The sequence below is a fragment of the Micromonospora sp. HB375 genome (assembly GCF_017872985.1).
Taxonomy (GTDB): domain Bacteria; phylum Actinomycetota; class Actinomycetes; order Mycobacteriales; family Micromonosporaceae; genus Micromonospora; species Micromonospora chalcea.
The window spans coordinates 4,189,411-4,215,641 of the sequence record NZ_JAGGJO010000001.1 but is presented as its reverse complement, the minus strand read 5'-3'; the positions used below and the strand labels follow the sequence as shown (position 1 = coordinate 4,215,641).

General features: G+C 74.3%; 21 protein-coding genes. 15 read left to right on the top strand and 6 right to left on the bottom strand.

Annotated elements, in window-relative coordinates; genetic code table 11:
* Window positions 1-27 precede the first annotated feature (27 nt).
* From J3R08_RS19280 to J3R08_RS19260, 5 genes are read left to right on the top strand one after another with little or no spacing between them, the layout of a single operon-like run.
* Window positions 28-1,047, top strand: a complete 1,020-nt coding sequence (locus J3R08_RS19280; RefSeq protein WP_069088422.1) for a polyprenyl synthetase family protein — start codon at window positions 28-30, stop codon at window positions 1,045-1,047.
* Entirely contained in the window at window positions 1,044-2,081 is a 1,038-nt protein-coding gene (locus J3R08_RS19275; RefSeq protein ID WP_064445599.1) for a UbiA family prenyltransferase, read from the top strand. Before J3R08_RS19280 ends, J3R08_RS19275 begins: the two co-directional genes overlap by 4 nt.
* On the top strand, window positions 2,078-3,775 hold the full coding sequence (locus J3R08_RS19270) for a prenyltransferase/squalene oxidase repeat-containing protein (protein WP_209962342.1): 1,698 nt from the start codon (window positions 2,078-2,080) through the stop codon (window positions 3,773-3,775). Before J3R08_RS19275 ends, J3R08_RS19270 begins: the two co-directional genes overlap by 4 nt.
* Window positions 3,772-5,043, top strand: coding sequence for an NAD(P)/FAD-dependent oxidoreductase (locus J3R08_RS19265; protein WP_209962340.1), 1,272 nt, complete (start codon window positions 3,772-3,774; stop codon window positions 5,041-5,043). Before J3R08_RS19270 ends, J3R08_RS19265 begins: the two co-directional genes overlap by 4 nt.
* Window positions 5,040-6,065 (top strand): histidinol-phosphate transaminase, encoded by a 1,026-nt coding sequence (locus tag J3R08_RS19260; RefSeq protein WP_209962338.1) that lies wholly within the window; start codon window positions 5,040-5,042, stop codon window positions 6,063-6,065. The genes J3R08_RS19265 and J3R08_RS19260 overlap by 4 nt, the downstream gene beginning before the upstream one ends.
* Here J3R08_RS19260 and J3R08_RS19255 read toward each other — a convergent pair.
* Window positions 5,970-6,974, bottom strand: coding sequence for a hypothetical protein (locus J3R08_RS19255; RefSeq protein WP_043323270.1), 1,005 nt, complete (start codon window positions 6,972-6,974; stop codon window positions 5,970-5,972). The genes J3R08_RS19260 and J3R08_RS19255 overlap by 96 nt on opposite strands.
* 15 nt (window positions 6,975-6,989) lie before the next feature.
* Window positions 6,990-7,928, bottom strand: a complete 939-nt coding sequence (locus tag J3R08_RS19250) for a 3-oxoacyl-[acyl-carrier-protein] synthase III C-terminal domain-containing protein (protein WP_043323271.1) — start codon at window positions 7,926-7,928, stop codon at window positions 6,990-6,992.
* Window positions 7,929-7,999: 71 nt separating this feature from the next.
* Here J3R08_RS19250 and J3R08_RS19245 point away from each other — a divergent pair, with 71 nt between their 5' ends.
* The 9 genes from J3R08_RS19245 (at window position 8,000) to J3R08_RS19205 (ending at window position 20,093) form a co-directional block, all read left to right on the top strand.
* Window positions 8,000-9,196 carry a glycosyltransferase gene (locus J3R08_RS19245; RefSeq protein ID WP_051610904.1) on the top strand — a complete coding sequence of 399 codons (1,197 nt, stop codon included), beginning with the start codon at window positions 8,000-8,002 and terminating at the stop codon, window positions 9,194-9,196.
* Window positions 9,197-9,244: 48 nt separating this feature from the next.
* Window positions 9,245-10,222: a daunorubicin resistance protein DrrA family ABC transporter ATP-binding protein gene (locus tag J3R08_RS19240; RefSeq protein ID WP_043323273.1), complete on the top strand. Its 978-nt coding sequence runs from the start codon at window positions 9,245-9,247 to the stop codon at window positions 10,220-10,222.
* 23 nt (window positions 10,223-10,245) lie between these two features.
* Window positions 10,246-11,010 (top strand): ABC transporter permease, encoded by a 765-nt coding sequence (locus tag J3R08_RS19235; protein ID WP_030499122.1) that lies wholly within the window; start codon window positions 10,246-10,248, stop codon window positions 11,008-11,010.
* Between the two features lie 121 nt (window positions 11,011-11,131).
* Window positions 11,132-12,784 (top strand): class I adenylate-forming enzyme family protein, encoded by a 1,653-nt coding sequence (locus J3R08_RS19230; protein ID WP_043323274.1) that lies wholly within the window; start codon window positions 11,132-11,134, stop codon window positions 12,782-12,784.
* A 44-nt stretch (window positions 12,785-12,828) separates the two neighbouring features.
* Window positions 12,829-13,305 (top strand): hypothetical protein, encoded by a 477-nt coding sequence (locus J3R08_RS19225; RefSeq protein ID WP_069088428.1) that lies wholly within the window; start codon window positions 12,829-12,831, stop codon window positions 13,303-13,305.
* Window positions 13,306-13,652: 347 nt separating this feature from the next.
* On the top strand, window positions 13,653-14,651 hold the full coding sequence (locus tag J3R08_RS19220) for a glycoside hydrolase family 11 protein (protein WP_064445607.1): 999 nt from the start codon (window positions 13,653-13,655) through the stop codon (window positions 14,649-14,651).
* Window positions 14,652-14,784: 133 nt separating this feature from the next.
* On the top strand, window positions 14,785-15,213 hold the full coding sequence (locus J3R08_RS19215) for a Fur family transcriptional regulator (protein WP_030499126.1): 429 nt from the start codon (window positions 14,785-14,787) through the stop codon (window positions 15,211-15,213).
* Window positions 15,214-15,236: 23 nt separating this feature from the next.
* Window positions 15,237-17,513 carry a catalase/peroxidase HPI gene (gene katG, locus J3R08_RS19210; RefSeq protein WP_069088429.1) on the top strand — a complete coding sequence of 759 codons (2,277 nt, stop codon included), beginning with the start codon at window positions 15,237-15,239 and terminating at the stop codon, window positions 17,511-17,513.
* Between the two features lie 381 nt (window positions 17,514-17,894).
* Window positions 17,895-20,093, top strand: a complete 2,199-nt coding sequence (locus J3R08_RS19205; RefSeq protein ID WP_209962337.1) for a carbohydrate-binding module family 20 domain-containing protein — start codon at window positions 17,895-17,897, stop codon at window positions 20,091-20,093.
* 53 nt (window positions 20,094-20,146) lie between these two features.
* Here the strand turns inward: J3R08_RS19205 and J3R08_RS19200 are convergent, their stop codons facing one another.
* Window positions 20,147-20,668 (bottom strand): RICIN domain-containing protein, encoded by a 522-nt coding sequence (locus J3R08_RS19200; RefSeq protein WP_043323284.1) that lies wholly within the window; start codon window positions 20,666-20,668, stop codon window positions 20,147-20,149.
* 194 nt (window positions 20,669-20,862) lie between these two features.
* Between J3R08_RS19200 and J3R08_RS19195 the strand changes: the two genes are divergently transcribed.
* Window positions 20,863-23,637, top strand: coding sequence for a helix-turn-helix transcriptional regulator (locus J3R08_RS19195; protein WP_209962335.1), 2,775 nt, complete (start codon window positions 20,863-20,865; stop codon window positions 23,635-23,637).
* On the opposite strand, the gene J3R08_RS19190 is transcribed toward J3R08_RS19195, so the two are convergent.
* The 3 genes from J3R08_RS19190 to J3R08_RS19180 all read right to left on the bottom strand — a co-directional run bounded on the left by J3R08_RS19190 (window position 23,565) and on the right by J3R08_RS19180 (window position 26,219).
* On the bottom strand, window positions 23,565-24,782 hold the full coding sequence (locus J3R08_RS19190; protein WP_209962332.1) for an MFS transporter: 1,218 nt from the start codon (window positions 24,780-24,782) through the stop codon (window positions 23,565-23,567). The two genes, J3R08_RS19195 and J3R08_RS19190, sit on opposite strands and share 73 nt — an antisense overlap.
* A 76-nt stretch (window positions 24,783-24,858) precedes the next feature.
* On the bottom strand, window positions 24,859-25,332 hold the full coding sequence (locus J3R08_RS19185; protein WP_209962330.1) for a hypothetical protein: 474 nt from the start codon (window positions 25,330-25,332) through the stop codon (window positions 24,859-24,861).
* A 74-nt stretch (window positions 25,333-25,406) separates the two neighbouring features.
* Window positions 25,407-26,219 (bottom strand): hypothetical protein, encoded by an 813-nt coding sequence (locus J3R08_RS19180; RefSeq protein ID WP_231915420.1) that lies wholly within the window; start codon window positions 26,217-26,219, stop codon window positions 25,407-25,409.
* Window positions 26,220-26,231: the final 12 nt, after the last annotated feature.

Genomic DNA, 26,231 nt, shown 5'->3' with positions numbered 1-26,231 from the left:
GATCCCTCGCGAAAGGGTCGACGCGTCATGACGGTTGCTGGCTCCACGCGATATCCGCCCTTCATCGACGACCTCGCCCGCAGCGAATCGGGACGGCTGCTGCGCGCCGAACTCGGACGGCGGTGGCCCGAGACACCCGACCAGCTCGACGCGATAGTGCGCTACGCGCTGCTGCCGGCGGGCAAGATGCTGCGCCCGATGATGACGCTGCACGCGGCCGAGGCGGTCGGCGGATCTCCCCGCGACGCGCTCGCCGCCGCGCTCGCCACCGAGTACCTGCACGTCGCGACGCTCGTGCACGACGACATCATCGACGCCGACACGCTGCGCCGCGGCCGCCCCGCGGTCCCGGTGGCGTACGGCATCCCCGGCGCCATCGTGGCCGGCGACCACCTGATCTTCCACGCCTTCCGGGCCGTCGTGGAGGGTGGTCCGGACACCCCCGCCGGCCCGGTCGTCGCCGCGGTGGCCGCGCTGGCCGAGGCGGGACAGGACCTGTGCCGCGGGCAGGCGCTGGAGGCGCGGCTCGTCGGCGACCTGGACGCGGGCGCCCGCTGGTATCCGGAGATGATCCGGCTCAAGACCGGCGCGCTGTTCCGCGCCGTGTGCGAGATCGGCGCGCTGCTCGGCGGCGCGGACCAGCCGGTTGCCGCCGCGCTGGCCCGGTACGGCGAGCACCTCGGGATGGCCTTCCAGATCCGCGACGACCTGCTGTCCTATCTGGCCACCCCGGAACAGACCGGCAAACCGGCGTCCAGCGACCTCAACAACGGCCGCCCCACCCTGCCGCTGCTGCTGGCGTACGACGCGGTCACCGACGCGACCCGGGTGGAGCTGCTGGCGGTGCTGCACCGGCGCGGCGCCGGTCCCGGCGACGTCGAGTGGGTCGCCGCGCTGCTGCGCGACGTCGGCGCGGTCGACGGCGCCCGCCAGCGGATGGTGGGGCACGCCGAGCGGGCCCGCGCCGAGCTGGCCGTGCTCACCCCGTCCGCGGGCGCGGACGTGCTCACCGGCATCGCGGCCTGGATGACGAGCGGGACGGCGTGAGCACGGCCGCCGCCGTGCGGGCACTGCGGGCCCACGTCGAGACCTGGCGGCCCTACACCCTCTGGTACGTGGGGCTGGTCGGCCTGGCCGGCGCCGCCGTGGCCGGCGGCCCGCACCATCCGTGGGTGCTGCTGTCGGCCTGGGCCGCGCCGACCGCCGGCTGGCTCGGCGGCCACTATCTCGGCGACTACTTCGACAGGCACCTGGACGCCGGCAGCAAACCGCACCGGCCGATCCCGTCCCGGCGCCTCGGCGCGGGCACCGCGCTCTGGTGCGGCTGGGCCTGTTTCACGCTGCTCGGCGTCCTGGCCGTGCTGGGCGGGTGGGGCACCACCGCGGCGGCGCTGCTGGCCGGGTGCGGCATCGTCGCGTACAGCAGGTGGTTCAAGGCCCGCGGCATCGCCGGAAATCTGGTCCGGGGCGCGCTCGGCGCGGTCGCGCTCGTCTACGGCGCGCTCGCCGCCGGCCTCGCCCCGGACCGCGCCTCGGCGACGCCGGTGCTGCTCGCGCTCGTCGTCGCGTTCTGGTCGCACGACGCGATGTCCAACCTGGTCGGCGCGTTGCGCGACATCGACGGCGACCGCGCGGGCGGTTACCGGACGCTGCCGGTGGGGCGGGGCGTGCCGTTCGCGGTGCGGACCGTGCTGGCGCTCTACGCCGTCGCGATCGCCGCCGCCGTGGCCGCCGGGCTGCTCGCCGGCCGGGACGCGCGGACCGCGTACCTGATCACCGTGCTCGTGGTCCTGCTGACCGGCGTGGTGGCACTGGCCCCGCTGGTGCGCCGGCGCGGCGGCATGCCGGTCGTGGTGGCGCTGCGCGCGCACTCGGTCCTGGTGGTGGAGCGGGTCGCGCTGGCCTCCGCGGCGGTCGGGCTGGGCCTCGGCGTCGCCGTGCAACTCGCGCTCGCGCTGCCGATGGTCGCGCTGACCTGGGTCGCGCAGCGCGCCATGCGTGCCCGGCACGAACTCGGTCCGCCGGTCGCGGGCCTGACCCTCGCCACCCGCAGTCGAGTACCGGTGGAGGACGCGCCATGACCACTGTGACCACGGAGGCCGTCGGGAAGGCCGTCACCGCCGGCGCGGAGGCGCTCCTGCGCCGGCGCCGCCCCGACGGCGCGTTCGGCGACGACCCGCCCGCCTCGGTGCTGGGTACCGCGGGCGCGGTGGCCGCGCTGCACGCCGCCGACCCGTCCGGCTGCGCGGACCTGGTCGGCGCCGGAACCGCGTGGCTGCGCCGGCAGCAGCACGACGACGGCGGCTGGGGCGGCGTGGTGGGCGCCGGCACCGAGGTCGTGCCCACCGCCGTCGCGATCGCGGCGCTGGCCCTGACCGCGCCGGCCGACAGCGCCGGGGCGATCGCGGCGGGCCGGACCCGGCTGGCCGCGCTGGGCGGCGTCGACACCGTCACCGACCCGGCCATCTCCTTGCTCTGCCGCCAGTTGCTCACCATGGCCGGGATGACCGCCGAGGCGGGCCCGCTGCGCCGGCTGCCACTGGAGATCGTCCTGTTCGACCGGGTACGCCGGCAGCGCCTGTCGTTCCGTACCGCGCCGTTCATCGGGCTCGCCCTGATGCAGGCCGACCTGCTGCCCACCGGCCGCCTGCGCCGGGCCACGCTGGGCCGGGCCCGGCCGGTGGCGCTGCGGCTGCTGCGGTCCATCCACGACCACGAGGGCGGCACCGGCGCGCTCAGCGAGGACCCGTGGCCGGCCGCGCTGGTGCTGCTCGGCCTGGCCCGCAGCGGCGAGGCGCCGGACATCGCCCGCGCCGTCGTCGGCTGGCTGCGCCGGGCGGTACGCCCCGACGGCGCCTGGGACGCGGTCACCAACCTGGACCTGACCCGGACCGGGTACGCGGCGACCGGGCTGATCGCGGCCGGCTACGCCGACGACCCCCGGTTGCGCGCCACCCGGGAGTTCCTCCACGCCGGCCGCAAACCGGAGGCGTTCGAGGTGCTGGACGTGCCGCCGGGCGGATGGAGCTACTCGAACGCGCGCGGCTGGCCGGTGACGCTGGAGTCCGCCGAGATCCTCTCCGCGCTGGCCGGCTTTCCCGGCGCCGGCGCCGACCCGGTCCTGCGCGACGGACTGGCGTGGCTGGTCGGCCGCCAGGACAGCCGCGGCTCGTGGAGCCTGTGGGTCCGTGACACCCGGCTCGCCAACGACGGTCCGTGCCCGGCCATCACCAGCCAGGCGATCCTCGCGCTGCACGACGCCGGCCACCCGGACGACAATCCGGCGATCGCCCGGGCGGCGGCCTGGCTGCTGACCCGGGCCGCGCCCGACGGCACGTTCGAGAACCTCTGGTACCGCGACCACACCTCCGGCACCGCCGTCGTGGTAGCCGCGCTGTCCCGGGTCGGGCACGCCCGGCACGAGGTGGTGCGCCGGGCGGCCCGGTGGCTGCGCGACACCCAGTTGCCCGACGGCTCGTGGGGGCCGGGCGACGGCACGGCGGGCTCGGTCGAGGAGACGTCCTGGGCCGTCCAGGGCCTGCTCGCCACCGGCGACCCGGACGCCACCGGGGCGGTGGACCGGGGCGTGGCCCGGCTGGTCGCCGCCGCCGGGCCGGACGGGAGCTGGCCGGCGGCCCGGGTGTGCAACTACATCCGCCACCACATGCGCTATCCCAACGCCGTGATCACCCAGGCGCTCGCGCTGCGGGCACTCGGCGAGTACCGCCGGGCCGCCGCGCGGCCGGACGTGGCGCCGGGAGCGGTGACCCGATGACCCCCGACGTGGTGGTGGCCGGCGCGGGCGCCGGCGGCCTGGCCTGCGCCCGCGCGCTCGGCGCGCTCGGCCTGCGGGTGCTGGTGCTGGACCGGCAGCGCACCCCGGCGTCGATCGCCAAGGGCGAGATCCTGCAGCCCGAGACGGTACGCATCCTCGACTCCTGGGGTCTGCTGGACGCGCTGCGGGCCACCGGCGCGCGCCCGGTCGGGCGGCTGGCCATCCGTGACCCGGCCGGCGAGCCGTTGCTCTGCCTGGACTACGCCGGGCTGCCCGGCGCGTACCGGCAGATCCTCTGCGCCGACTACGGCGACCTGCGCCGCGTGCTCACCGACCGGCTGCCCTCCGGAGCGCGCATCCGGTGGGGAGCGCGGGTCACCGGCGTCCTGCGCGACAGCGACGGGCGCATCGGCGGCGTCCGGTTCGTCGCCGACGGCGCCGAGCAGGAGATCCACGCGCCGCTGGTGGTCGCCGCCGACGGCATGTCGTCGCCGCTGCGCCGCGGCGCCGGGATCGCGGTGCGGCGCCAGGAGTACCCGCACGGCCTGGTCGCCTTCGACGTGGCCGGCGCCGACGTGGCCGAGGAGGTGTCCGCCTACCGCACCGGCCGGGGACTCTGCCTGGTCTACCCGCTGCCGGGCGGGCGGTGCCGCCTGTACGCGCAGGTGACGCCGGACGAGTTCCGGGGGCGCGTCGACCTGGGCGCGTGGTGCGACCGGCTGCTCGCCGACGTGCCGGCGATCCGCCCGCTGGGCGCGGCGCTGCGCGCGAGCCTGGACCGGCGCCAACTGCTCGCGGTCTACCGGCTGCGCAGCGCGCGCCTGGCCGTGCCGGGGCTCGCGCTCGCCGGCGAGGCCGCCCACGCGGTGCACCCGATGGCGGCGCAGGGCGTCAACAGCTCCCTCGGCGACGCCGAGACGCTCGCCGCCTGCCTGGCGGCCGAGGGCGGCGCGCCGGAACCGGCGGCGGTGGACCGCGCGCTGCTCGCCTTCGAGGCGGCGCGGCGGCCCCGCCTGGACCACGTCGCGACGGTCAGCCACAACGCCTCCCGCATGATCACCGCGGTGTCCGGGCTGCCGAAGCTGCTCGGCGCGCGGATGATGCGCCGCACCGCCGCCAACCCCCGCCTGCTCGGGCTCACCGCCGGCAACCTCTCCGGCACCGACGTCCGGCCGCTGTCCGCGGTCGACCGGCTGTACCAGCTCGGGCTCCTGGCCGACCGGCGAGCGCACACCCCGCCGGTCCCGTCAGAAAGTGAGCGACCATGACGCCTGGCACCGCCGTCGGGACGCACCCGCCGGCCGACCTGTCCATGAACGAGACGCCCTACCCGCCGCTGCCGGGGGTGCGGCGGGTGGTCGCCGACGCCGCCGCGGCGCTGCAGCGCTACCCGGACCGCACGTCGGCGGCGCTCGTGGCCGCGCTGTCGCGGCGGCTCGGCGTGGGACCGGAGGCGATCCTCGTCGGCCCCGGCTCGGCCGGACTGTGCCAGCACCTCGTGCAGTCCCTCGGGCCCCGGCCGGACGTCGTCCACCCGGCCCTGTCGTTCGAGGGCTACCCGCTGATCATCGGCAACGCCGGGGCCCGCGCCGTGCCGGTGCCGATGGACGGGTACGGCCACGACCTGCCGGCGATGGCGGACGCGGTGACCGAGCGGACCCGCTGCGTGCTGCTGTGCAACCCGAACAACCCGACCGGGGCGGCGCTGCGCCGCGACGACGTCGAGGCGTTCCTGGACCGGATCCCGGCCGACGTGCCGGTCATCGTGGACGAGGCGTACCGCGAGTTCGTCACCGACCCGCGCTCGCCGGACGGAATGGACCTGTACCGGGCGTACGGCAACGTCTGCGTGCTGCGCACGTTCTCCAAGGCGTACGGGCTGGCCGCGCTGCGCGTCGGGTACGCCGTCGTGCCGCCCCGGCTCACCCGGGCCGCCGCGCTCACCGGGGCGGTGTTCTTCCCCTCCGCGCTCGCCCAGGCGGCGGCGGTGGCGAGCCTGACGCCGGAGGTGGACGCGGAGCTGACCCGGCGGTGCACGGAGCTGGTGGCGGAGCGTACCCGCCTGGTCGGCGCGCTGCGCGGCCTCGGGCTCACCGTGGCGCCCAGCGAGGCCAACTTCGTGTGGCTACCGCTGGGAGAGCGGGCCGTGCCGTTCGCCGACCGGGCCCGGGAGACCGGCATCCTGGTCATGGCGCTACCCGGCGCCGGGGTCCGGATCACCGTCGGTTCCCCGGAGGCGAACGAGCGGCTGCTCGCGTTCGTCCGCGCGGCGCTCGCCGACGGGCTCTGACCGGCCGGCCAGCGCCAGCGCGACCACGCTCAGGTAGTTCAGGCCGGGCTCGTAGTCGGCCACCACCACCGGCCGGGGCCGCGCCGCGTCCCCGGCGAGACGGTCCAGCAGCGCCCACCAGACCCCGGTGGACGGCTGCCTGCGCGGCCCGGTCGTCACCGCGGCGCCGCCGTGGCCGGGCCACACGGCGGCCAGGTCCGCGCCGAGCACGACCGCGACATCGGTACGTCCGGCCGTCAGCTCGCCCACCTCGGCCGCCGCGAGCGCGGCCACGTCGCCGGCGTCGACGCCCACGTGCTGGCGCAGCGCGGTCACCCGCGCGCCGCCGCCGAGCCCGATCAGCTCGGGACCGCCGGCCGCACCATCGCTGTCGCCGTCGCGGTGCGCGCCGTCGTCGGCGAGCGCGTCGTAGAGCATGGCCACGGCCCGGTGGCGCGCCGGTACGGGCACCGCCGCGTCGTACGGCAGCACCGCCTGCTCGACGGTGAGCAGCAGGGCGCGGCGGCACCCGTACGTGCGGGCGATCCGCAGCCCGGTGAACGCCGCCGCCGAGCCCTGGTCGCAGAGCGCGAACGACATCGGCGTGCCCGGGCAGACGTGACTGAGGTACGCCGCGGTGGCCCGCCCGGGCAGCATGTCGTGCACGGCGAACGCCAGCACGAGCAGGTCCACCGGCTCGTCCGGCGGCACGACGGCGGGGATCAGCTCGGCGGCCATCTCCCCGTACGACTGGCCCAGCGCCGCCGCGGGCGCGTCGAACAGGCCGCCGGGCACACGCAGCCCGTACGGCCGGGTCAGGTCGGCCAGGTAGCCGGCGGCGCGCTCGCGCAGCACGGGGTCGCCGAGCAGCGCGGCCGGACCGGTGAACGTGCGCCGCGCGGCCCGCAGCAGGCGGAGTCCGGTCTCCATGGTGGCCTCCGCCGCTCAGTGCTCGAAGACCATGGCGGCGAACGTCGCGCCGTCCCCGGCGCCCACCGCCGCGACCAGATAGCGGTCACCGGGCCGGAGCAGGTCGCGCTGCCGGGCGGTGCGGTAGTTGACGAACGCGTCGGCGCAGAACACGTGCCCGGTCTCGGTGACGTTGTCCAGCAGCACCCGGTCCAGCGGCAGCCCGATCAGCCGGCACAGCCGCTTCCAGGTCATCAGGTTCACGTTGTGCGGCAGCACCAGCCGCAGCTCGGACAGCGTCGTGCCGGACCGCTCCAGCGCCCGGCCGATCACCTCGGCCAGCGCCGGCCGGTACGCCCGCTGGAACCGCGCCGGGGACTCGCCGCCGGCCACGTCGAACTCGCCCCGCTGGTGGCAGGCGTACGCGAGCAGCCGGTCCCGGCCGCCACCGGCGCTGAGCAGGCAGGCCGAGGCGCCCTCGCTGAACACCGACGTCTCCGGGATGAACTGGGCGTCACGGGTGAACGCCTTCTCGCCGGTCAGCACCAGCGCCAGCGGCGGGCCGTCCGGCGTGTTCGGTTCGGACGCGAGCAGCCGCCCGGCCACGTCGATCGCGGCGAGCGCGCTGGCGCAGGACTGCTGGGTGAGCGTGAACGCGAGCGCGTGGCCCAGCCCGAGCGCGCGGCACACCTCGTGCAGCGGGTTGACCGGGTAGGGGGTGACCACCGGGAAGGCCCGCCCGTACACCACGAACCGCACCCGCCGCCGCAGCGTGTGCAGCGCGGTGAGGCCGTGCGCGGCGCGCAGCAGCAGGTCGGTCAGGGACAGCCCGGGGTCGCGGCGGACCTCGGTCAGGCCGTGGAAGCGGCGGAACAGGCGCACCTGCATGTCGCTCAGGCCCAGTGGCGCGGCCAGGCTCTCGACCGGCACCCGGCGCTGCGGCAGGAACACCGAGACGGCCTCGATGGCCGTCATGCGCGAACCGTCACGACACGGATCAGATCAGTGACGCCGATGGATGTCAACGCGCGTGCGATCATATCGACGTGGCTCGCTTCCTGTTCGTCGTCCTGCCGGTGGAGTCCCATCTGAACGCGCCGGTCGCCATCGCCCAGGAGCTGGAGGCGGCCGGGCACGAGGTGGCCTGGGTCGGGCCGCGCAGCGACCTGCGCCCGCTGGTCGGCCCGGACGCCACGCTGTTCCCCACCGGCAAGCGCTACTACCGCCCCGACGACGCGGCCGGGATGGCCTCGGTGCGCAGCCTCTGGGAGGGGCACGTGCTGCCCGCGAACCGGTTCATCCGCGACGCCGCCGACGCCGCCGTCGAGCGGTACCGGCCGGACGTGGTGGTGGCCGACCAGTACGCGCTGGCCGGCGCGCTCGCCGCGCACCGCCGCGGGCTGCCGTGGGCGACGTTCTGCGTCGGCATGCTGGAGCTGACACCGCCGACCGAGGAGATGCCCGAGTTCACCGGCTGGGTGGACGCCCAGGTCCGCCGCGTGTGGGCGATGACCGACCTGCCCGTGGACGAGACGATCGACCTGCGCTTCTCGCCGTACCTCGTGATCGGCCTGACCACGACGGCGCTCACCGGCCCGGCGCTGCTGCCGCCGGGCTGCGTGCTCACCGGGCCGGCGCTGGGACGGCGGCCGAACGCGCCCGCGTTCGCCTGGGAGGCATGGGATCCCGGCCGCCGGCACGTGCTCGTCACGGTCGGCACGATGGCCGAGCACCTCGCCGCCGACTTCTACCGGCGGATGACGGCGGCGACCGCGCCGCTCGCCGACCGGGTCCAGGTGATCCTCACCGCCGGCGCCGGACTGGTGCCCGACCCGCCGCCGCACGTGCTCGTCGCGCCCCGGGTGCCGGTGCTCGCGCTGATGCCCCGGCTCGACGCCCTCGTGTCGCACGGCGGGCTGGGCACCGTGTCCGAGGCGCTGGCCCACGGTGTGCCGGTGGTGGTCGCGCCGATCCGGCACGACCATCCGGCGGTGGCGCGGCAGGTGCGCCGGGCCGGCGCCGGACTGGAGGTCTCCTTCGGCTCCGCGACCCCGGCGGAGCTGACCGCCGCGCTGAGCGCGGTGCTCGACGAACCCGCGTACCGGGCGGGAGCGCGCCGGGTGGGGGAGTCGTTCGCGGCGGCCGGCGGCGCCCGCGCGGCGGCGGCACGTCTCGCCGTGTTGGCACGCACGGCTCCCGACACTGACGCATCGACCGTTGTCCAACCGTCGGGGCCGAACTAGCCTGACCTGACGCACCCGCGCCGGCGTCGCGCCGCACGAGGAGGCTCGATGATCGAGGCCACCGGCCTACGCAAGTCCTTCCGGGTCGGACGTGGCCGCGGCGCCACCACTGTCGAGGCGGTACGCGGCGTCGACTTCGCGGTCCGGCGCGGCGAGATCGTCGGATTCCTCGGCCCCAACGGCGCGGGCAAGTCCACCACGCTGCGGATGCTCGCCACGCTGATCCGGCCCAGCGGGGGAGCGGCCACCATCGCCGGGGTCGACCTGCTGCGCGCGCCCGCGCAGGTGCGGCGGCGGATCGGCTTCGTGGCGCAGGCCAGCGGCACCTACGACGACTCGACCGCCCGGCGGGACCTGGTCCTCCAGGCCCGGATGCACGGGCTGTCCAAGTCGGTGGCGCAGGAGCTGGCCGCCGGGGCGATCCGCGCGTTCCAGCTCGACGACTTCGCCGACCGCAAGATCAAGACGTACTCGGGCGGGCAGCGCCGCCGCCTCGACGTCGCGCTCGGCGTCATCCACTCGCCGCAGGTGATGTTCCTGGACGAGCCGACGGCGGGGCTCGACCCGCCCAGCCGGGTCCGGATGTGGCAGGAGGTACGGCGGCTGCGCGAGGAGGGCATGACCATCTTCCTCACCACGCACTACCTGGACGAGGCCGACAGCCTCTGCGACCGCGTCTCGATCATCGACGCCGGGCGGATCGTGGCCGAGGGCACCCCGTCGGCGCTCAAGCGCGAGATCTCCGGCGACGTGGTCGCCGTCGACTTCGCCGCCGCCGACGTCGCGGACGAGACCGGCGGCGACCTGCCGGCCGCGACGAAGCTGCTGGCCGAGGCGCCGTACGTGCACGCGGCCGAGCCGGTCGACGGCACGCTGCGGCTCTACGTCGACAGCGCCGCCACGGCCATCCCGCAGGTCATGCGGGCGCTCTACGACCGGGGCATCGAGCCCGGCGCGATCGAGGCCCGCCGGCCCAGCCTCGACGACGTGTTCCTGGCCAAGACCGGCCGGTCGCTCGCCGAGTGACCGGACGCCGAGAGGAGTACGGCGTGAAGCTCGTCCGCGACACCTGGCTGATCTTCCAGCAGGAGGCCGGCCTGATGGTGCGTAACCCGGTGATGGTGGCGTTCAGCCTGGCCCAGCCGATCACCTACCTGATCCTCTTCGCGCCGTTCCTCAAGGTGGTGATGGTCGACCGGGGCGCCTCGACCTACGCCGACGCGTACCGCATCTACGTACCCGGCCTGTTCGTGGCGATGGGCCTGTTCGGCGGCCTGTTCGCCGGTTACGGGCTGCTCAGCGCGCTGCGCGCGGGCATCATCGACAGGTGCCGGGTGACGCCGGTGAGCCGGACCGGCCTGCTGCTGGGCCGGGCGCTGATGCACGTGTGCCTCAACGTGGTGCAGGCCATGGTGGTCACGCTCGTGGCGCTGCCGTTCGGCCTGCGGGTGCACCTGGCGAACCTGCTGGTGTCGTACGCGCTGCTGTCGGTGATGGTGCTGCTGAGCACCTCGATCTCGTACGACATCGCGTTGCTGGTCCGCAACGAGAACAGCCTCGGCGTGCTGGTGAACACCGTCGGGCAGCCGGTGTCGCTGCTGGCCGGCGTGCTCATCCCGCTCGTGCTGGCGCCGATGTGGATCCAGCGGGTCGCGGTGTGGAACCCGTTCGCCTGGGCCACCGACGGCATGCGGGCGCTGTTCGCCGGCCAGATCACCCAGAGCGTGGTCTGGCAGGGCGCGCTCATCATGTCCGGGCTGGCCGCGGCGAGCCTGTTCTGGTCGTCGCGGCTGTTCAACCGCGACGTCTCCTGACCGAGCGTACATCGAGCATTGTCTCAGCGTGGCGGGCGCTCTAGCCTGATCGTGTCCCCGCCCGGCGGCCGGTACGCCGCCGGCGCGGCCGTGACGTGTGTCAGCTGAGGAGGCGACTCGTTTGGGTGCCGACAACTTCCGCGCGACGCTGGCGGCCGACATGGAGCTGGGCGCGGGCAACGTGCTGCTCCGGCTGGCCGAGCACGGCGCCGACATGGACATGCCCCGGGTGACGTTCGACGTCGACGTCGACGGCATCCCCGCCTGGACGCCGCTGTCGCTCGCCACCCTGACCGAGCGGGTCGCGGCGCGGGCGGCGTGGTTCCGGGCGCGCGGCGTCCGCCGGGCCGACCCGATCGCGGTGTACGTGACCTCGGCGCCGGACGTGTTCCTCAACTTCCTGGCGCTGACCTGGCTCGGCGCGATCCCGGCGCTGATGAACGGCAACATGCCGATCGAGCTGGCGGCCGAGTTCGTGCGGCGGCTGCGCGCCGCCGGGGTGGTGGTCGACGCCGACCACGCCGCCCTGGCCGGGCACGACCTCGGCGCGCCGGTCCTCGGCGACGCGGCGCAGACCGGCGCGGGCGACCCGGCGCAGGCCCCGCCGCACCACCGGCACCACCCGCAGGACCCGGTGGTCATCACCCACTCCTCGGGCACCACCCGGGTGCCGGCGGCGATCGTCCACTCGCACCACGGCCTGTTCGCCGCGATCCGCGCGGTCCGGCTCACCGAGTCCCGGCCGTACGGCGAGGTGCGGGAGATGTCCGCGCTGCCGGCCGCGCACGCCGCCGGCATCATCACGCTCAACCAGGCGCTCTGCAACGGCTACCAGCTGCTGTGCCTGTCCGCGCAGGGCGGCCCGTTCGCGCGCAGCGCCGAGACGATCCTCTCCGCGATCGAACGGTGGCGCCCCACCGGCGTCTTCGGCTTCGCGGTGACCTGGTCCGAGCTGGCCCGGGTCGACCTCACCACCCGCGACCTCAGCTCGGTGCGCAACTGGTTCAACACCGGAGACTGCGCGCACGAGTCGCACGTACGCCGGCTGGTCGCGGTCGGCAGCCATCCCACGTACACCCGCGACGGCATGGTGGACGCCCCCGGCTCGAAGTTCGTCGACATGCTCGGCTCCACCGAGATGGGGCACGGCGCGTTCCGGATCACCCACCGGCTGGGCAGCGACCGGTACGACCGCTGTGTCGGCAAGCCGTACCCGTTCGCCGAGATCGCGCTGCTCGACGTGGAGACCGGTGAGGAGGTAGCGCCGGGGCAGGTGGGGCACGTCGGCCTGAAGTCGCCGACGCTGGCGCTCGGGTACTGGAACGACTCGGTCACCACGTACCGCACCCGGCTGGGCGGTTACTACCTCACCGGCGACCTGATGTACCGCGACGAGGCCGGCGACTACCACCACGTCGACCGGGCCAGCGACGCGGTCGACCTGGGCGGCGGGACCTGGCTGTACACCGCGCTGTCCGAGGAGCGCGTCCTGCGGCACTGCCCGGACGTCCGTGACTGCACTGTGGTCGCGGCGGCGGCCGAGGACGGCACGACCGTCACCGACGTGCTGCTCCTGCTCGCCGAGGACGCGGATCCGGCGCGCGACCGCACCGACCGGGTCCGGGCCGCGCTGGGCCCCGCGGTGGCCGCGACGCTGCGCCGGGTGGTGACCGTCCCGGACGACGACGTGGTCATGGGACCCACCGGCAAGGTCCGCAAGTTCCTGATGCGACAGCGCCTGCTCGCCGGCGCCGCGGCGCCCGGCGCCGGCTGAGCGGGGGAGATCGACACCTGGCGCGGCCGTGCCAGAATCTGGCCGTGTCCTACCTCCCCTCGCAGCCGTACCCGCCGATGCACGGCGTCGTCCCGCTGATCGCCTACCCGCACCCGATCGCCCCGCCGCCGGGCTGCGGAGTGCTCGTGGTCTCGGTGAACCGGGGGCCGTACATGATTCCCGCGCCGGTCACCAGCCGCTTCAAGATCGACCGCCAGGTGGTCGCGATCCCGGGCGAGGGCACGTGGCACGTCGCCGTCCCGGCCGGCGGGCACGACGTCCGCTACACCGACTTCATGGGCGTCCCGCTGATGACCACGTCGCTCATGGTCCAGCCGGGAGCCGCCCACCACCTGGTGTTCCGCTTCGGCGGTTGGCGCAACCGGGTGCACGACGGGTACGGCACCGACGTGACGCGGTTCGGCCTGTGGTCGAACTACTCGGTCGCCCTCGTCACGCTCGTCGTCGGCGGGCTGGCCTGCTGCGGCGTGTTCGGGGTGATGCTGGGCTCGACCGGGTAGCGGTGCCCGGCGCGGGCCCGGCCTTGATCCGGAAAGCCGCCGAAACTTCCGGTCACCATCGCTTACTCGGCTCGTTCAAGAGACCTCCGGCAGGGCTGCGACAGCCTCACCCGGCAGCGCTAAGCCCTATTTGTGCTACTTCGGGTTTCCACAACATTTCCGGAACTTGTTGACACGGAGAAATGAGCCTCCAATACTGTGGCCATCGGCGTATCTCGATTGACGTCGATGTCCGTCCACCGCCGTGGCGCGCAGTCGCCCGTCCCGCCGTCCACCAGCGGACGGCCACATGCGGCTCGTGCCACCCGGCTGGCCGCGCCAGCCGGTCACAGGGAGGAAACCCGTCCATGAACGACGCCCCCGTCCGCACGGGCAACCGCAGGCGCGGACGCCTCCGGATGCTCTTCGGCGGCGCCTGTGCCGTGGCGCTGATCGCCGCCGGGACGACGGCGGTCACGTCCGGCCCGGCCTACGCCGACACCACCGTCACGTCGAACTCGACCGGCACCAACAACGGCTACTTCTATTCCTTCTGGAAAGACAGTGGCAACGTCTCCATGACCATGGGCAACGGTGGTCAGTACAGCACCCAGTGGAGCAACATCAACAACTTCGTCGCCGGCAAGGGCTGGAACCCGGGCGGCCGCCGCACGGTCAGCTACTCCGGCAGCTTCAACCCGTCCGGCAACGCGTACCTGACGCTCTACGGGTGGACCCGCAACCCGCTCGTCGAGTACTACATCGTCGACAGCTGGGGCAGCTGGCGCCCGCCGGGCAGCGGCTACATGGGCTCGGTGTCCTCCGACGGCGGCACGTACGACATCTACCGCACCCAGCGGGTCAACGCCCCCTCGATCGAGGGCACGCGGACGTTCTACCAGTACTGGAGCGTCCGGCAGTCGAAGCGCGTGGGCGGCACCATCACCGCCGGCAACCACTTCGACGCCTGGTCCCGCTACGGCATGAACCTCGGTTCGCACGACTACCAGATCCTCGCCACCGAGGGCTACCAGAGCAGCGGCAACTCCAACATCACGATCGGCGGGACCAGCGGTAACCCGACCACCCCGCCGCCGAACAACGGCGGCTGCACGGTCAGCGTCAGCCGGGCCGAGGAGTGGGGCGACCGGTTCAACGTGACCTTCTCGGTCAGCGGCACCAGCAACTGGGTCGTCAGCATCCAGACCCAGGGCGGCCAGAGCCTGCAGAACAGCTGGAACGCCTCGGTCAGCGGCACCAGCGGCACGCTCACCGCGCGTCCCAACGGCAACGGCAACAACTTCGGCATCACGCTCTACAAGAACGGCAACAGCAACACGCCCACCGCGAGTTGCTCAGCCGCCTGAACCCTCTTCCGGGGAGGGGGTGCCGCGCCTGGCGCGGCACCCCCGTTTTCGTGTGCGCGGACGGCCGCGGTGGCGGCCGACACACCTGGGCAGAAACTTGATTCATTCCAAAAGACCGGGCTAAGGTCGTCGCATGACGGCCGACTTCGAGACGCAGCTCCGGGCGGTCTCGTTGCGGGTGACCCGGCCCCGGCTGGCGGTGCTCGCGGCGTTGCGCGACCACCCGCACGTCGACACCGACACCGTGATCGCGCTGGTCCGCGCGGAGCAGCCCACCGTGTCCCACCAGGCGGTCTACGATGTGCTGCGGGCCCTCACCGACGCCGGGCTGATCCGGCGCATCCAGCCGGCCGGCGCCACGGCCCGCTACGAGTCTCGGGTGGGAGACAACCACCATCACGTCGTGTGCCGTTCCTGCGGCGCCATCGCCGACGTCGAGTGTGCCGTCGGCAGCGCCCCCTGTCTCACCGCCTCCGACGACCACGGTTTCGTGGTGGACGAGGCGGAGGTCGTCTACTGGGGCGCCTGCCCCGGCTGCGCGGCCGACCGCACCGCCCAGTGATCCGCCAGTTCGGAAGGAAACAGATGAGCGACACCCAGGACAACCGGCCCGTCAGCCCGCAGGGCGTGGACGCGAAGGAGGCGGCCGGCTGCCCGGTCGCGCACGACTCCGTGACCGCGCACGGCAGCGAGAGCGAGAACCCGGCGATCGACTCGCCGACCCCGAAGACCGGCGGTCGTCCGCGCAGCAACCGTGACTGGTGGCCCAACCAGCTCGACCTGTCGGTGCTGCACGCCCACTCGGACAAGGGCAACCCGCTCGGCCCGGAGTTCAGCTACGCCCGGGAGTTCGCCAAGCTCGACGTCGAGGCGCTCAAGCGGGACATCACCGAGGTCCTCACCACCTCGCAGGACTGGTGGCCGGCCGACTTCGGCCACTACGGCGGCCTGATGATCCGGATGAGCTGGCACGCCGCGGGCACCTACCGCATCGAGGACGGCCGCGGTGGCGCCGGCGACGGCGGTCAGCGGTTCGCCCCGCTGAACAGCTGGCCGGACAACGCCAACCTGGACAAGGCCCGCCGGCTGCTCTGGCCGGTCAAGCAGAAGTACGGCCAGAAGATCTCCTGGGCCGACCTGCTGGTGCTCGCCGGCAACGTCGCGCTGGAGTCGATGGGCTTCAAGACCTTCGGCTTCGGCTTCGGTCGTGAGGACGTCTGGGAGCCGGAGGAGATCTTCTGGGGCCCCGAGGACGCCTGGCTCGGCGACGAGCGCTACGCCTCCGAGAAGGAGATGGTGGCCGGCGTCGGCGCGACCGAGATGGGTCTGATCTACGTCAACCCGGAGGGCCCGCGCGGCAACGCCGACCCGCTCGCGGCGGCGCACTTCATCCGCGAGACGTTCCGCCGGATGGCGATGAACGACGAGGAGACCGTCGCGCTGATCGCCGGCGGCCACACCTTCGGCAAGACCCACGGCGCGGGCCCCGCCGACCAGCACGTCGGCCCCGAGCCGGAGGCCGCGCCGCTGGAGGCGCAGGGTCTGGGCTGGCTCAGCACGTACGGCGAGGGCAAGGGCGGCGACACGATCACCAGCGGTCTCGAGGTGACGTGGACCGACAAGCCGACGCAGTGGTCCAACCGGTTCTTCGAGATCCTCTTCGGCTACGAGTGGGAGCTGACCACCAGCCCGGGTGGCGCCAAGCAGTGGGTCGCCAAGGACGCCGAGGCGATCATCCCGGACGCACACGACCCGTCGAAGAAGCACAAGCCGACGATGCTGACGACCGACCTGTCGCTGCGCGTCGACCCGGCGTACGAGAAGATCTCCCGCCGGTTCCTGGAGAACCCGGACGAGTTCGCGCTGGCGTTCGCCAAGGCCTGGTACAAGCTGCTGCACCGTGACATGGGCCCGGTCAGCCGCTTCCTCGGCCCGTGGGTGCCGGAGGCCCAGCTCTGGCAGGACCCGGTGCCGGCCGTCGCGCACGAGCTGGTGAACGACGCCGACGTCGCCGCGCTCAAGGCGAAGGTGCTGGAGTCCGGTCTCACCACCGCCCAGCTGGTCTCCACCGCCTGGGCCTCGGCCGCGAGCTACCGCTCCACCGACAAGCGCGGTGGCGCCAACGGCGCGCGGATCCGCCTGGAGCCGCAGCGCAACTGGGAGGTCAACCAGCCCGAGCAGCTCGCCACCGTGCTGGCCACGCTGGAGGGCATCCAGCAGGAGTTCAACGCCGCCGGCGGCGCCCAGATCTCCCTCGCCGACCTGATCGTGCTGGCCGGCTCGGCCGCTGTCGAGCAGGCGGCGCGCGACGCGGGCGTCGAGCTGACCGTGCCGTTCCACCCGGGGCGTACCGACGCCACCCAGGAGCAGACCGACGTCGAGTCGTTCCGGGTGATGGAGCCGCGCGCCGACGGGTTCCGCAACTACCTGCGGCCGGGCGAGAAGACCCAGCCGGAGGTGCTGCTCGTCGACCGGGCGTACATGCTGAACCTGACCGCGCCGGAGATGACCGTGCTGGTCGGCGGTCTGCGCGCGCTCGGCAACAACGTCGGCGGCGCGTCGCACGGCGTGCTCACCGAACGGCCCGGCGTGCTCACCAACGACTTCTTCGTCAACCTGCTCTCCCCGGGCACCCGGTGGAAGGCGTCGGAGTCCGAGGAGCACGTGTACGAGATCCGGGACCTGGCCACCGACCAGGTCAAGTGGACCGCCACCGCGGTCGACCTGATCTTCGGCTCCAACTCGCAGCTGCGGGCCCTCGCCGAGGTCTACGCCAGCGACGACGCGCGGGAGAAGTTCGTGCGTGACTTCGTCGCCGCCTGGACGAAGGTCATGGAGCTGGACCGCTTCGACCTGGCCTGATCCGCCGTCTCCGAGCGAGCCCCGGTCCGTCGCGCCGCGACGGACCGGGGCTCGTCCCGTGTCCGGCGGGTGTCGGGGATCAGCGGCGCACACCCGGCCCGCAAACGTTGGAAAATCTGCTCAGAAGTTGCGGTCGTCCCGCGAATCGGTTTGTTTCGTCCCGAGCGTCGGGATCCCGGTCGAGCGCCGGATCGCTCGGTCCAGCGTGGATCGCCGCTGGTGGTCGGGGATCTGACCCCGCTCGTGTTGCCTGCGGGTTTCGAAAACTTTGCCGCAAGCTCTTGCAAAGACTTTCATGGATGGCGCATGGTGTTCGCTACCCGGGACGGCCGCCCCACCCCCCGCTCACCCTTTCGAACCCACGGAAGAGGTCCCCCAACCATGCTTTCCGTCAGGCCACACCCCCGTGGCCGTGCCGGTCGCCTGCTGCTCGCCGCCGCGCTCGTCGCGGCGGGCGGCACGGTTGCCGTCGCGGCTGCCACCACCACCGCCGCACCCGCCCGCGCCGCCGTCGTACTCAACGACAGCGAGGTGACCGCCAACCTCTGGGAATGGAACTGGACCTCGGTCGCCGCCGCCTGCACCGACCACCTCGGACCGGCCGGCTACGGCGCGGTGCAGGTGGCACCGCCGCAGGAGTCGGTGAAGCTGCCCGCCAGCGCCGACGGCGCCTACCCGTGGTACGAGGTGTATCAGCCGGTGTCGTACAAGCTGGACAGCCGGTTCGGCAACCGCCAGCAGTTCGCCGCGATGGTCGCCGCCTGCCACAACGCCGGTGTGCGCGTCTACGTCGATGCGGTGGTCAACCACATGGCCGGCACCAACAACCCGGCCGGTACGCGCGGCTACGCCGGCACCGAGTTCTCCGGCTACAGCTACCCGGCCGTGCCGTACGGCGACGGCGACTTCCACCGCCCCGGCGACAACTGCCCGACCGGCGGCGCCATCAACGACTGGAACAACGAGGCCCAGGTGACCAGCTGCGAGCTGCTGTCGCTGTCGGACCTGTACACCGAGAAGGAAGCGGTCCGGAACAAGATCGCCGCGTACCTCAACGACCTGATCGGGCTCGGCGTCGACGGCTTCCGGGTCGACGCGGTCAAGCACATCCGCAAGGACGACTTCGCGGCCATCCTCGGCAAGCTGAACAACACGGTCGTCGAGGGCCGGCGTCCGTACGTCGCGCAGGAGATCTTCGACGGGGCGAGCAACTCCGCGCTGCAGGCCCGCGCGTACATCGCCAACGGCGACGTGCTCGACTTCGCGTACGCCAAGGGCATCCGCTCGGCCTTCCAGGGCTCCATCTCGGCGCTGGCCAACGTGCCGAACTGGAACCTCGACGCGCCCGGCGCCAACGTCTTCGCCATGGTCACCAACCACGACCTGGAGCGCGACGGCGTGGTGCTGTCGTACAAGAACGGCACCGACTACGTGCTGGCCAACTACTTCGCGCTGGCCTACCCGCACGGCAAGCCGTCGGTCTACGACAGCTTCACCTGGTCCAACCGCAACCAGTCCCCGCCGCACGACGGCACCGGACGGGTCACCGACACGGTCTGCGGCGCCGCCTGGACCTGCCTGAGCCGCACCACCGGCGTCAAGGGCATGGTCGGCTGGGCCAACACGGCCCGCCCGGTGAAGACCGTCTCGGACTTCACCACGGTGAACAGCAACGTGATCGGCTTCCACCGGGGCGACCGGGCGTGGATCGGCATCAACGACTCCGGCTCCGCCACCACCGCCACCTTCACCACCGGGCTCGCCGACGGCCGGTACTGCGACGTCATCTCCGGCGTCGCCACCGGCAGCGGCTGCACCGGCTCCACGGTGACCGTGTCCGGCGGCCGGGCCACCGTGACCCTCCCGGCGAACGACGCGGTCGCGATCCACGTGAACGCCCGGCCGGGCGCGAGCCCGTCCCCGTCGGCCTCCCCGACCGTGTCGCCCTCGCCGACCGTGTCCCCCACGGTGAGCCCGGGTGACCGGATCGCCACCACGTTCACCGTCACCGCGAACCTGGCCGCCGGGCAGGACGTCCGCGTCGTCGGCAGCATCCCCGCGCTCGGGTCGTGGACGCCCGCGAGCGGCGTCAAGCTCACCGCGCAGGGCGGCGGCGTCTACCGCGCCACCGTCGACCTGCCCCGGTCCACCGCGGTGGAGTACAAGTTCGTCAAGCTGACCGCCGCCGGCGCGGTCACCTGGGAGTCCGGCGCCAACCGGACGCTCACCACGCCGGCCACCGGCACGTACGCAGTGACCGAGACGTTCCGCGGTGACACCGTCTCCACGGCTGTGGCCACCACGTTCTCCGTCACCGCGACCACCGCCTACGGGCAGAACGTGTTCGTCGTCGGCAACATACCGGAGCTCGGCGGCTGGAACCCGGCCGCCGCCGTCGCGCTCTCCTCGGCCGCGTACCCGGTCTGGCGGGCCACCGTCGACCTGCCCGCGAACACCGCTGTCGAGTACAAGTACGTCAAGAAGAACCCGGACGGGACGGTGACCTGGGAGTCCGGCGCGAACCGGACGCTCACCACGCCGGCCGGCGGCACCCGGGCCGTCACCGACACCTGGCGCTGACGATCGTGCGGCCCGTCCCCCTCACCCCTGGGGACGGGCCGCATCCGCGCCGGTCAGACCGCCGCGAACGACCAGACCTGGGCCGGGTTGCCGAACCCGGTGCAGCGGTAGATCTGGACCGTCGCGCCGTCGGCGTCCGATCCACTCCGCACGTCCATGCACCGGCCACCGACCTGCGACTTGATCTGGTGCACCCCCGCGAACGAGTTCGGGTCGACCGTCCACTTCATGCTCGACGTGCCGGTGCAGGCCCACTGCTGCAACGGCGTGCCGTCGGCGTTCACCCCGTTTCGGACGTCCACGCACATACCGCTGAACTGGTTGACGAACGTGTAGGTGTCCCTGCCCACCGGCGACCAGCGCTGCACGGCCTGGCCGTCACAGGTGCGCTGCACGACCCGGCCGCCGAGCGACGACGGGGCGCCGGACCGGTCCACCTCCAGGCACTTGCCGCTGCCGTAGTTGACGATGGCGTAGTGGCCGCTGGCGGCCTGTGCCGGCGGGCCGTACGCCACCCCGAACCCGGCGGCGAGCAGTCCCGCCGCCAGCACCCCGGCCGCTCTCTTCCCGATCATGGTGTCTCCCCTCGGAGTCGTGTCGTCGTCCCGGATCCGCCGGTGGTCACCGGCCGGACGACTGGGGAAGACGCTAGGGAGCCGCGACGGCACCCGGATCCGGGTTCCTCCTAGTCGACGAGGCCGCGCGGGCACCCTGTCGGGTTCGCGTCGCGCCCGCCCGGACGGACCACACCGGCGGCTAGCGTGCGGTCATGGGCAGCGGTCCGGCGCCGGCCGGTGCCGTCGGCACGGCCACGGACACCGGTGATGACGCCCTGCTCGGGCGCGCCGACGAGTGCCGGCGGCTCGGCGCGCTGCTGGCCGACGCGGTCGACGGTCACGGCGGCGCCCTGGTGCTGCGCGGTGCGGCAGGCGTGGGCAAGACGGCGCTGCTGCAGCACTGTGCCGCCCGGTCCACCGGGATGCGGGTGCTGCACGCCACCGGCGCGCCGTTCGAGGCGGACCTGCCGTTCTCCGCGCTGCACCAACTGGCGCGGCCACTGCTGCACCGGCTCGGCGATCTGCCCGCGCAGCAGGCCGACGCGCTGCGTACCGTATTCGCCATCGACGGCAGTTCCCGTCCGGTCAACCGGCTCGCCGCGTACGTGGCGACGCTGAGCCTGCTCACGACGGCGGCCGAGGACACGCCGGTGCTCTGCCTGGTCGACGACGCGCACTGGATCGACCCGGCCTCCGCCGAGGCGTTGCTGTTCACCGCCCGGCGGCTGCTCGCGGACCGGGTCGCCGTCGTCTTCGCGGCCCGCGACGCCCCCGCGTTCCCCGCGCCCGGCCTGCCGGAGCTGCCGCTGACCGGTCTGGCGCGCGACGACGCGATCCGGCTCGCCATGCGCGCCGGCCTGGACCGCCGGGTCGCCGCCGACCTGGCGGCGGCCACCGCCGGCAACCCGCTCGCGCTGACCGAGCTGCCGGCGACGCTGTCCGAGGAGCACCGCAACGGGTGGCTGCCGCTGCGGGAGCCTCTCGTGCTCGTCGAACGCATCGAGACGACCGTCCTGGCGCACGCCCGCGGGCTGCCCGACGACACCTGGCGTGCGCTCGTCGCCTGCGCGGTCACCGAGGTCACCACCCCGGCGCTGCTGGAGCGGATCCTGGTGGCGGACGGGCTGCGCCTGGGCGTGCTGGACCCGGCGGTCGACGCCGGGCTGATCCGGGTGACCGACCGTGAGGTGACGTTCCGCCATCCGCTGACCCGCGCCGCGGTGCACTCGGTCGCCGGCCCCGGCCGGCGGCGGGCCGCCCACCTGGCGGTGGCCGCCGCGCTCACCGGCGACGACACCGCCGACCGCCGGGCCTGGCATCTCGCGGCCGCCACCACCGTGCCCGACGAGGGCGTCGCCGCGTTGCTGGCCGACTCCGCCGAGCGGGCGCAACGCCGGGGCGGCGTGGTGGCCGAGGCCCGCGCCTACGAACGGTCCGCCCGTCTCACCCCGGACCCGGACGTACGCGCGTCCCGGCTCGCCGCCGCGTCGCGCGCCTGGGCCAACGCCGGCGCGAGCCGGCACGCGATCACGCTGGGGGAGGAGGCGATCGGACTGACCCGGCGCGTCGACCTGCGCTGCCGGGTCAAGCCGTTGCTCGCCCACCTGGCGCAGCAGCACGGTGACACGGCGGGCGCCGAGGCGTACCTGGCCGACGCGCAGGCGTACGCGCAAGCGGATCCGCTCGGCGCGGCCCGGCTGATGAGCGCCCGCGTCAACCAGTTCTGGGCGCGGCTGGACGTCACCGGCATGGTGCCGCTGTGCGCGCGGGTGGCCGAGCTGGCCGCCGCGGACGCGGGCGCGACCTGGCCGAAGGGCCCGATCCGGCTGGCCGCGGCACAGGTGCTGGCCGGGCTGCCCGAAGGGGTCGCGTCGGCCCGTGCCCTGGTCGCCGCCTGCGCCGGCCACGCCGACGGCTCGGCGGCGGAGCTGGCCGAGGTGTTCTGCTGGCTCGGGGACCACGACACCGCGCGGGCGCTGCTGGAACCGGAGATCGACCGGGCCCGCGCCGCCGACGACGTGTTCCTGCTGGCGTACGCCCTGCCCCGGCTCGCCGGGCTGGAGTGGCGCACCGGCCGGCTGCACGCGGCGTACCAGGCCGCCGCCGAGGCGGTCCGGATCGCCGAGCAGGTGGCGCTTCCGGTGCTGCGGGCGGAGGCGCTGGCCGCGCTGGCCCTGGTGGAGGCGCTGCTCGGCGAGGAGCCGGAGGCGCTCGCGCACGTCGAGGACGCCCGCCGGCTCCTGCCGGGCGAGTTCCGGGAGATCGAGGTCCGGCTCCGCTACGCCACCGGGATCGCGGCGGCGGTGGGGGCGCGCTGGCAGGACGCCGTGACCGAGCTGGAACGGGTCCGCCGGGCCCAGCGCGACGGCGGCATCGCCGAACCGGGGTGGCTGCCCGTCGCGGCCGAGCTGGCCGAGGCGTACGCGCACCTGTCCGACCCGCAGCGGTCGGCGCGGCGGCTGCGCGACCTGGCCGGGGCCGGCGGTGCCGCCGCCCGCGCCGCCGCCGCGCGCGTCGAGGGCCTGCTCGCCGGCGAACCGGACCTGGACGAGGTCTTCGCGGCGGCGCTGGCCCGGTGCGATCCCGCCGTCGTCCCGCTGGAACGGGCCCGGACGCTGCTCAGCTACGGGCAGCGGCTGCGCCGGGCCCGGCGCCGCCGGGACGCGCGGGTCCAGTTGCACGCCGCGCTGCGGTTGTTCGAGGCGCTCGGCGCGCAGGGCTGGGCGCGGCGGTGCCGCACCGAGATCGACGCCACCGGCCGGCGGCCGCCCGAGCCCGGCGACCGGACCGTCGACCGGCTGACCGGCCAGGAACGCCTGATCGCCCTGCACGTGGCGGAGGGCCTGACGAACCGGGAGATCGCGGCCCGGGTCTTCCTGTCGCCGAAGACCGTCGAGTACCACCTCGGCAACGTCTACCGGAAGCTTCGACTGCGCTCCCGGCCGGAGCTGATCCGCCACCTGTCCGGCCCGCCGGCCGCGGGCTGACGACCCGGCCGGGCGGCCGCCATTGCCGCGGCCAGGCACGCCACGGCGGCGAGTACCAGCGGCGGCCGGCCGCCGACCGCGACCGCCGCCGACCCGAGCGGGATGGCCAGCGTGATCGGGCCGAACATCACCGTGTTCGCAGTCCCGGCGACCCGCCCGAGCATCTCCCGCGGCGTGTACGTCTGCACGGCGGTGACCGCCGCGACGAGCGTCCACGGCAGACCGACGCCGATCACCACCGAGGCGGCGACCGTGCCCGGCCACCACGGCAGGCAGCGTCCCAGACAGCCGGCCGCGAACAGGACCGCGCCGGCGACCCCCACCGTGATCTCGCCGTGTCGGCGGACGAGCCGGCCGACGACCAGCCCGGCGAGCAGCGATCCGCCACCCTGCGCGCCGGCCAGCACGCCGAGGAAGGTGGACGGCAGCGCAAGCTCCGTCACCACCACGTCGTACAGCGCCGCGGTGGTGAAGCCGGACATCGCGATGGACGCCGCCGCGAGCGCCACCGGCACGCGTACCGCCCGCCGGGCCAGGAGCGCGGTCAGCCCGGCCCGCACTCCCGCCGGGCGGGCGGCCGGGGGAGCGGGGACGGTCCGCGTCAGGCGTAACGCGCCGTACAGGGCGGCCACGAGCACCGGTACGACGGCGGCGAGCACCGCGACGACGTGCCCGCCCCGCCACGCGTACAGTCCCGCGCCGGCCAGCGGCGCCACCAGCTTCACGCCCTCCTGCGCGCTCGACCGCCAGCCGTTGACGTCGGCCAGCCGGGCCGGTGGGAGCGCGGCGGGCAGCAGCGCGGTCTCGCCGGCGTCGACGAGCACGTATCCGATCCCGTAGGCGAGCGAGACGGCGTAGATCAGCCACGCCTGGCCGGGCCCGCGCACCGCCAGCAGGCTCAGCAGCGTGCCGGCGAGAGCGAGGTTGACGCCGACCACCAGAGGACGCCGGGGGACCCGGTCGAGCAGGCCGCCGAGCCAGGGGCCGGCCAGCGTCGGGGCGTAGACGCAGAGACCGGCCAGCGCCGCGAGCCCGGTGGAGCCGGTCAGGTCCAGGATCCAGATGCCGGAGACCAGGGCCATGGCGCTGCCGCCCAGGCCGGACAGCAGCGAGACGGCCACGAACAGGACGGCGTTGCGGCGCATGGGTCCCCCGAGAGTTGAGCCTGGAGGACTCATCCTCGGAACATGAGCCGGGGCGTGGCAACACTTCGGAGCTACGTCAATGTCTTGTTGACAGTGTCACCGTGATGCGCCCGGCGGCGTCGCGTACCGGAGGCGGCAGCCGGAGTCCGGCCCCGGCGAGATCGTCGGCGAGGTGCGCGGCCAGCGCGTACAGCGGCCCGGCGGGGGCGTCGAGCGCGAGCGCGCAGGTGCGGCGCGTCAACGCCGCGCGGGGGAAGCGCCCGTCCCACGCGCGGTCCGTCTCGATCCAGCGGCGCAGGTCGGCGACCGCCGTCCGCAGCACGGGCAGGTCGGGGGAGCCGGCCGGGTCGAGCCGGGTCACGCGGGCCCGCCGGGCCGCCGCGAGACGCTGCCGGCGCTGCTCGGCGGCCTGCCGGCTGCCCAGGCCCAGCGCCCGCGCGATGTCGGCCCAGGTGGCGCCGTCGTGCCGGGCCCGGTCGATCAGGTCCAGCTCGCGGTCGTCCAGCCGGACCCGGGTCGCGGCGATCTCGGACAGGCCGGCCAGGCTCACTCGTCAACGCTACATTGACATGGGCCCGAGAAGGTCAGCCCTCCGGCCGTCGCGCGGCAAACCGGGCCGGTGTCTCAGCGCGGCGGCGAGACGTACAGGCCCGTCCGGCAGCCGGTCTCGCCCGGCTCCAGCCAGATCCGGTCGTACCCGGGAGCCTCGATCTTCCCGGCCGGGGTGCGGACGAGCAGGAGGCAGTCCCGTTCGGCCGGTACGCCGACGGCGGCGACGAGCGCGCCCTCGTGCACCGTCGTGTCGACGGTGATCCAGTCCTGCGGGAACGCCGCCCGCACCGCGCCGGCAAGGGTGTCCGGGGTGGCGGTACGCAGCACGGCGGTGAGCCGCTGCCGCCCGTCCTCGGGCACCTTCGGCACCGGCGCGGCGGTGGGTGGCGAGGGCGCGGCCCCGCTCGGACAGTCGATCTCGTGGTACGTCGTGTAGCGGTAGAGCTGGAACTCGTACCGGTAGCAGCGGGTGGCGTCGCCGGCGCTGTTGCTCGCGCCGCCGACCGACACCGGCGGTCGTTCCGGCACCGTCACCACGAACCGCACGTCGACGGTGGCCCGCTCGTCTCTGGCGGTGCGGCCGGACCAGGCCAGGGCCTCCCGCCGGACGGTCTCGTCATCGCCCAACGCGGTGCCCTGCGGCTGCTGGACGATCTCGGCCGCCGCGATCGACCCGGCGTCGCGGACCCGGTTGCGGTGCCCGAGCTCCGTGTTGAGCTGCTTCGCCTCCGCCGCCGCGACGTCGCGCGCCAGTTCGTCGCCGCTCTCCTCGCCGAATCCCCTTCCGCATCCGACCGACGCGAGCAGGAGCACCGCGAGCGCCCAGCGGACCGGCCGGTGACGGGACGGGGGTGTCGGGCCGGCGGCGCTGCGTGTCCGGTTCACCGCACGGACGTT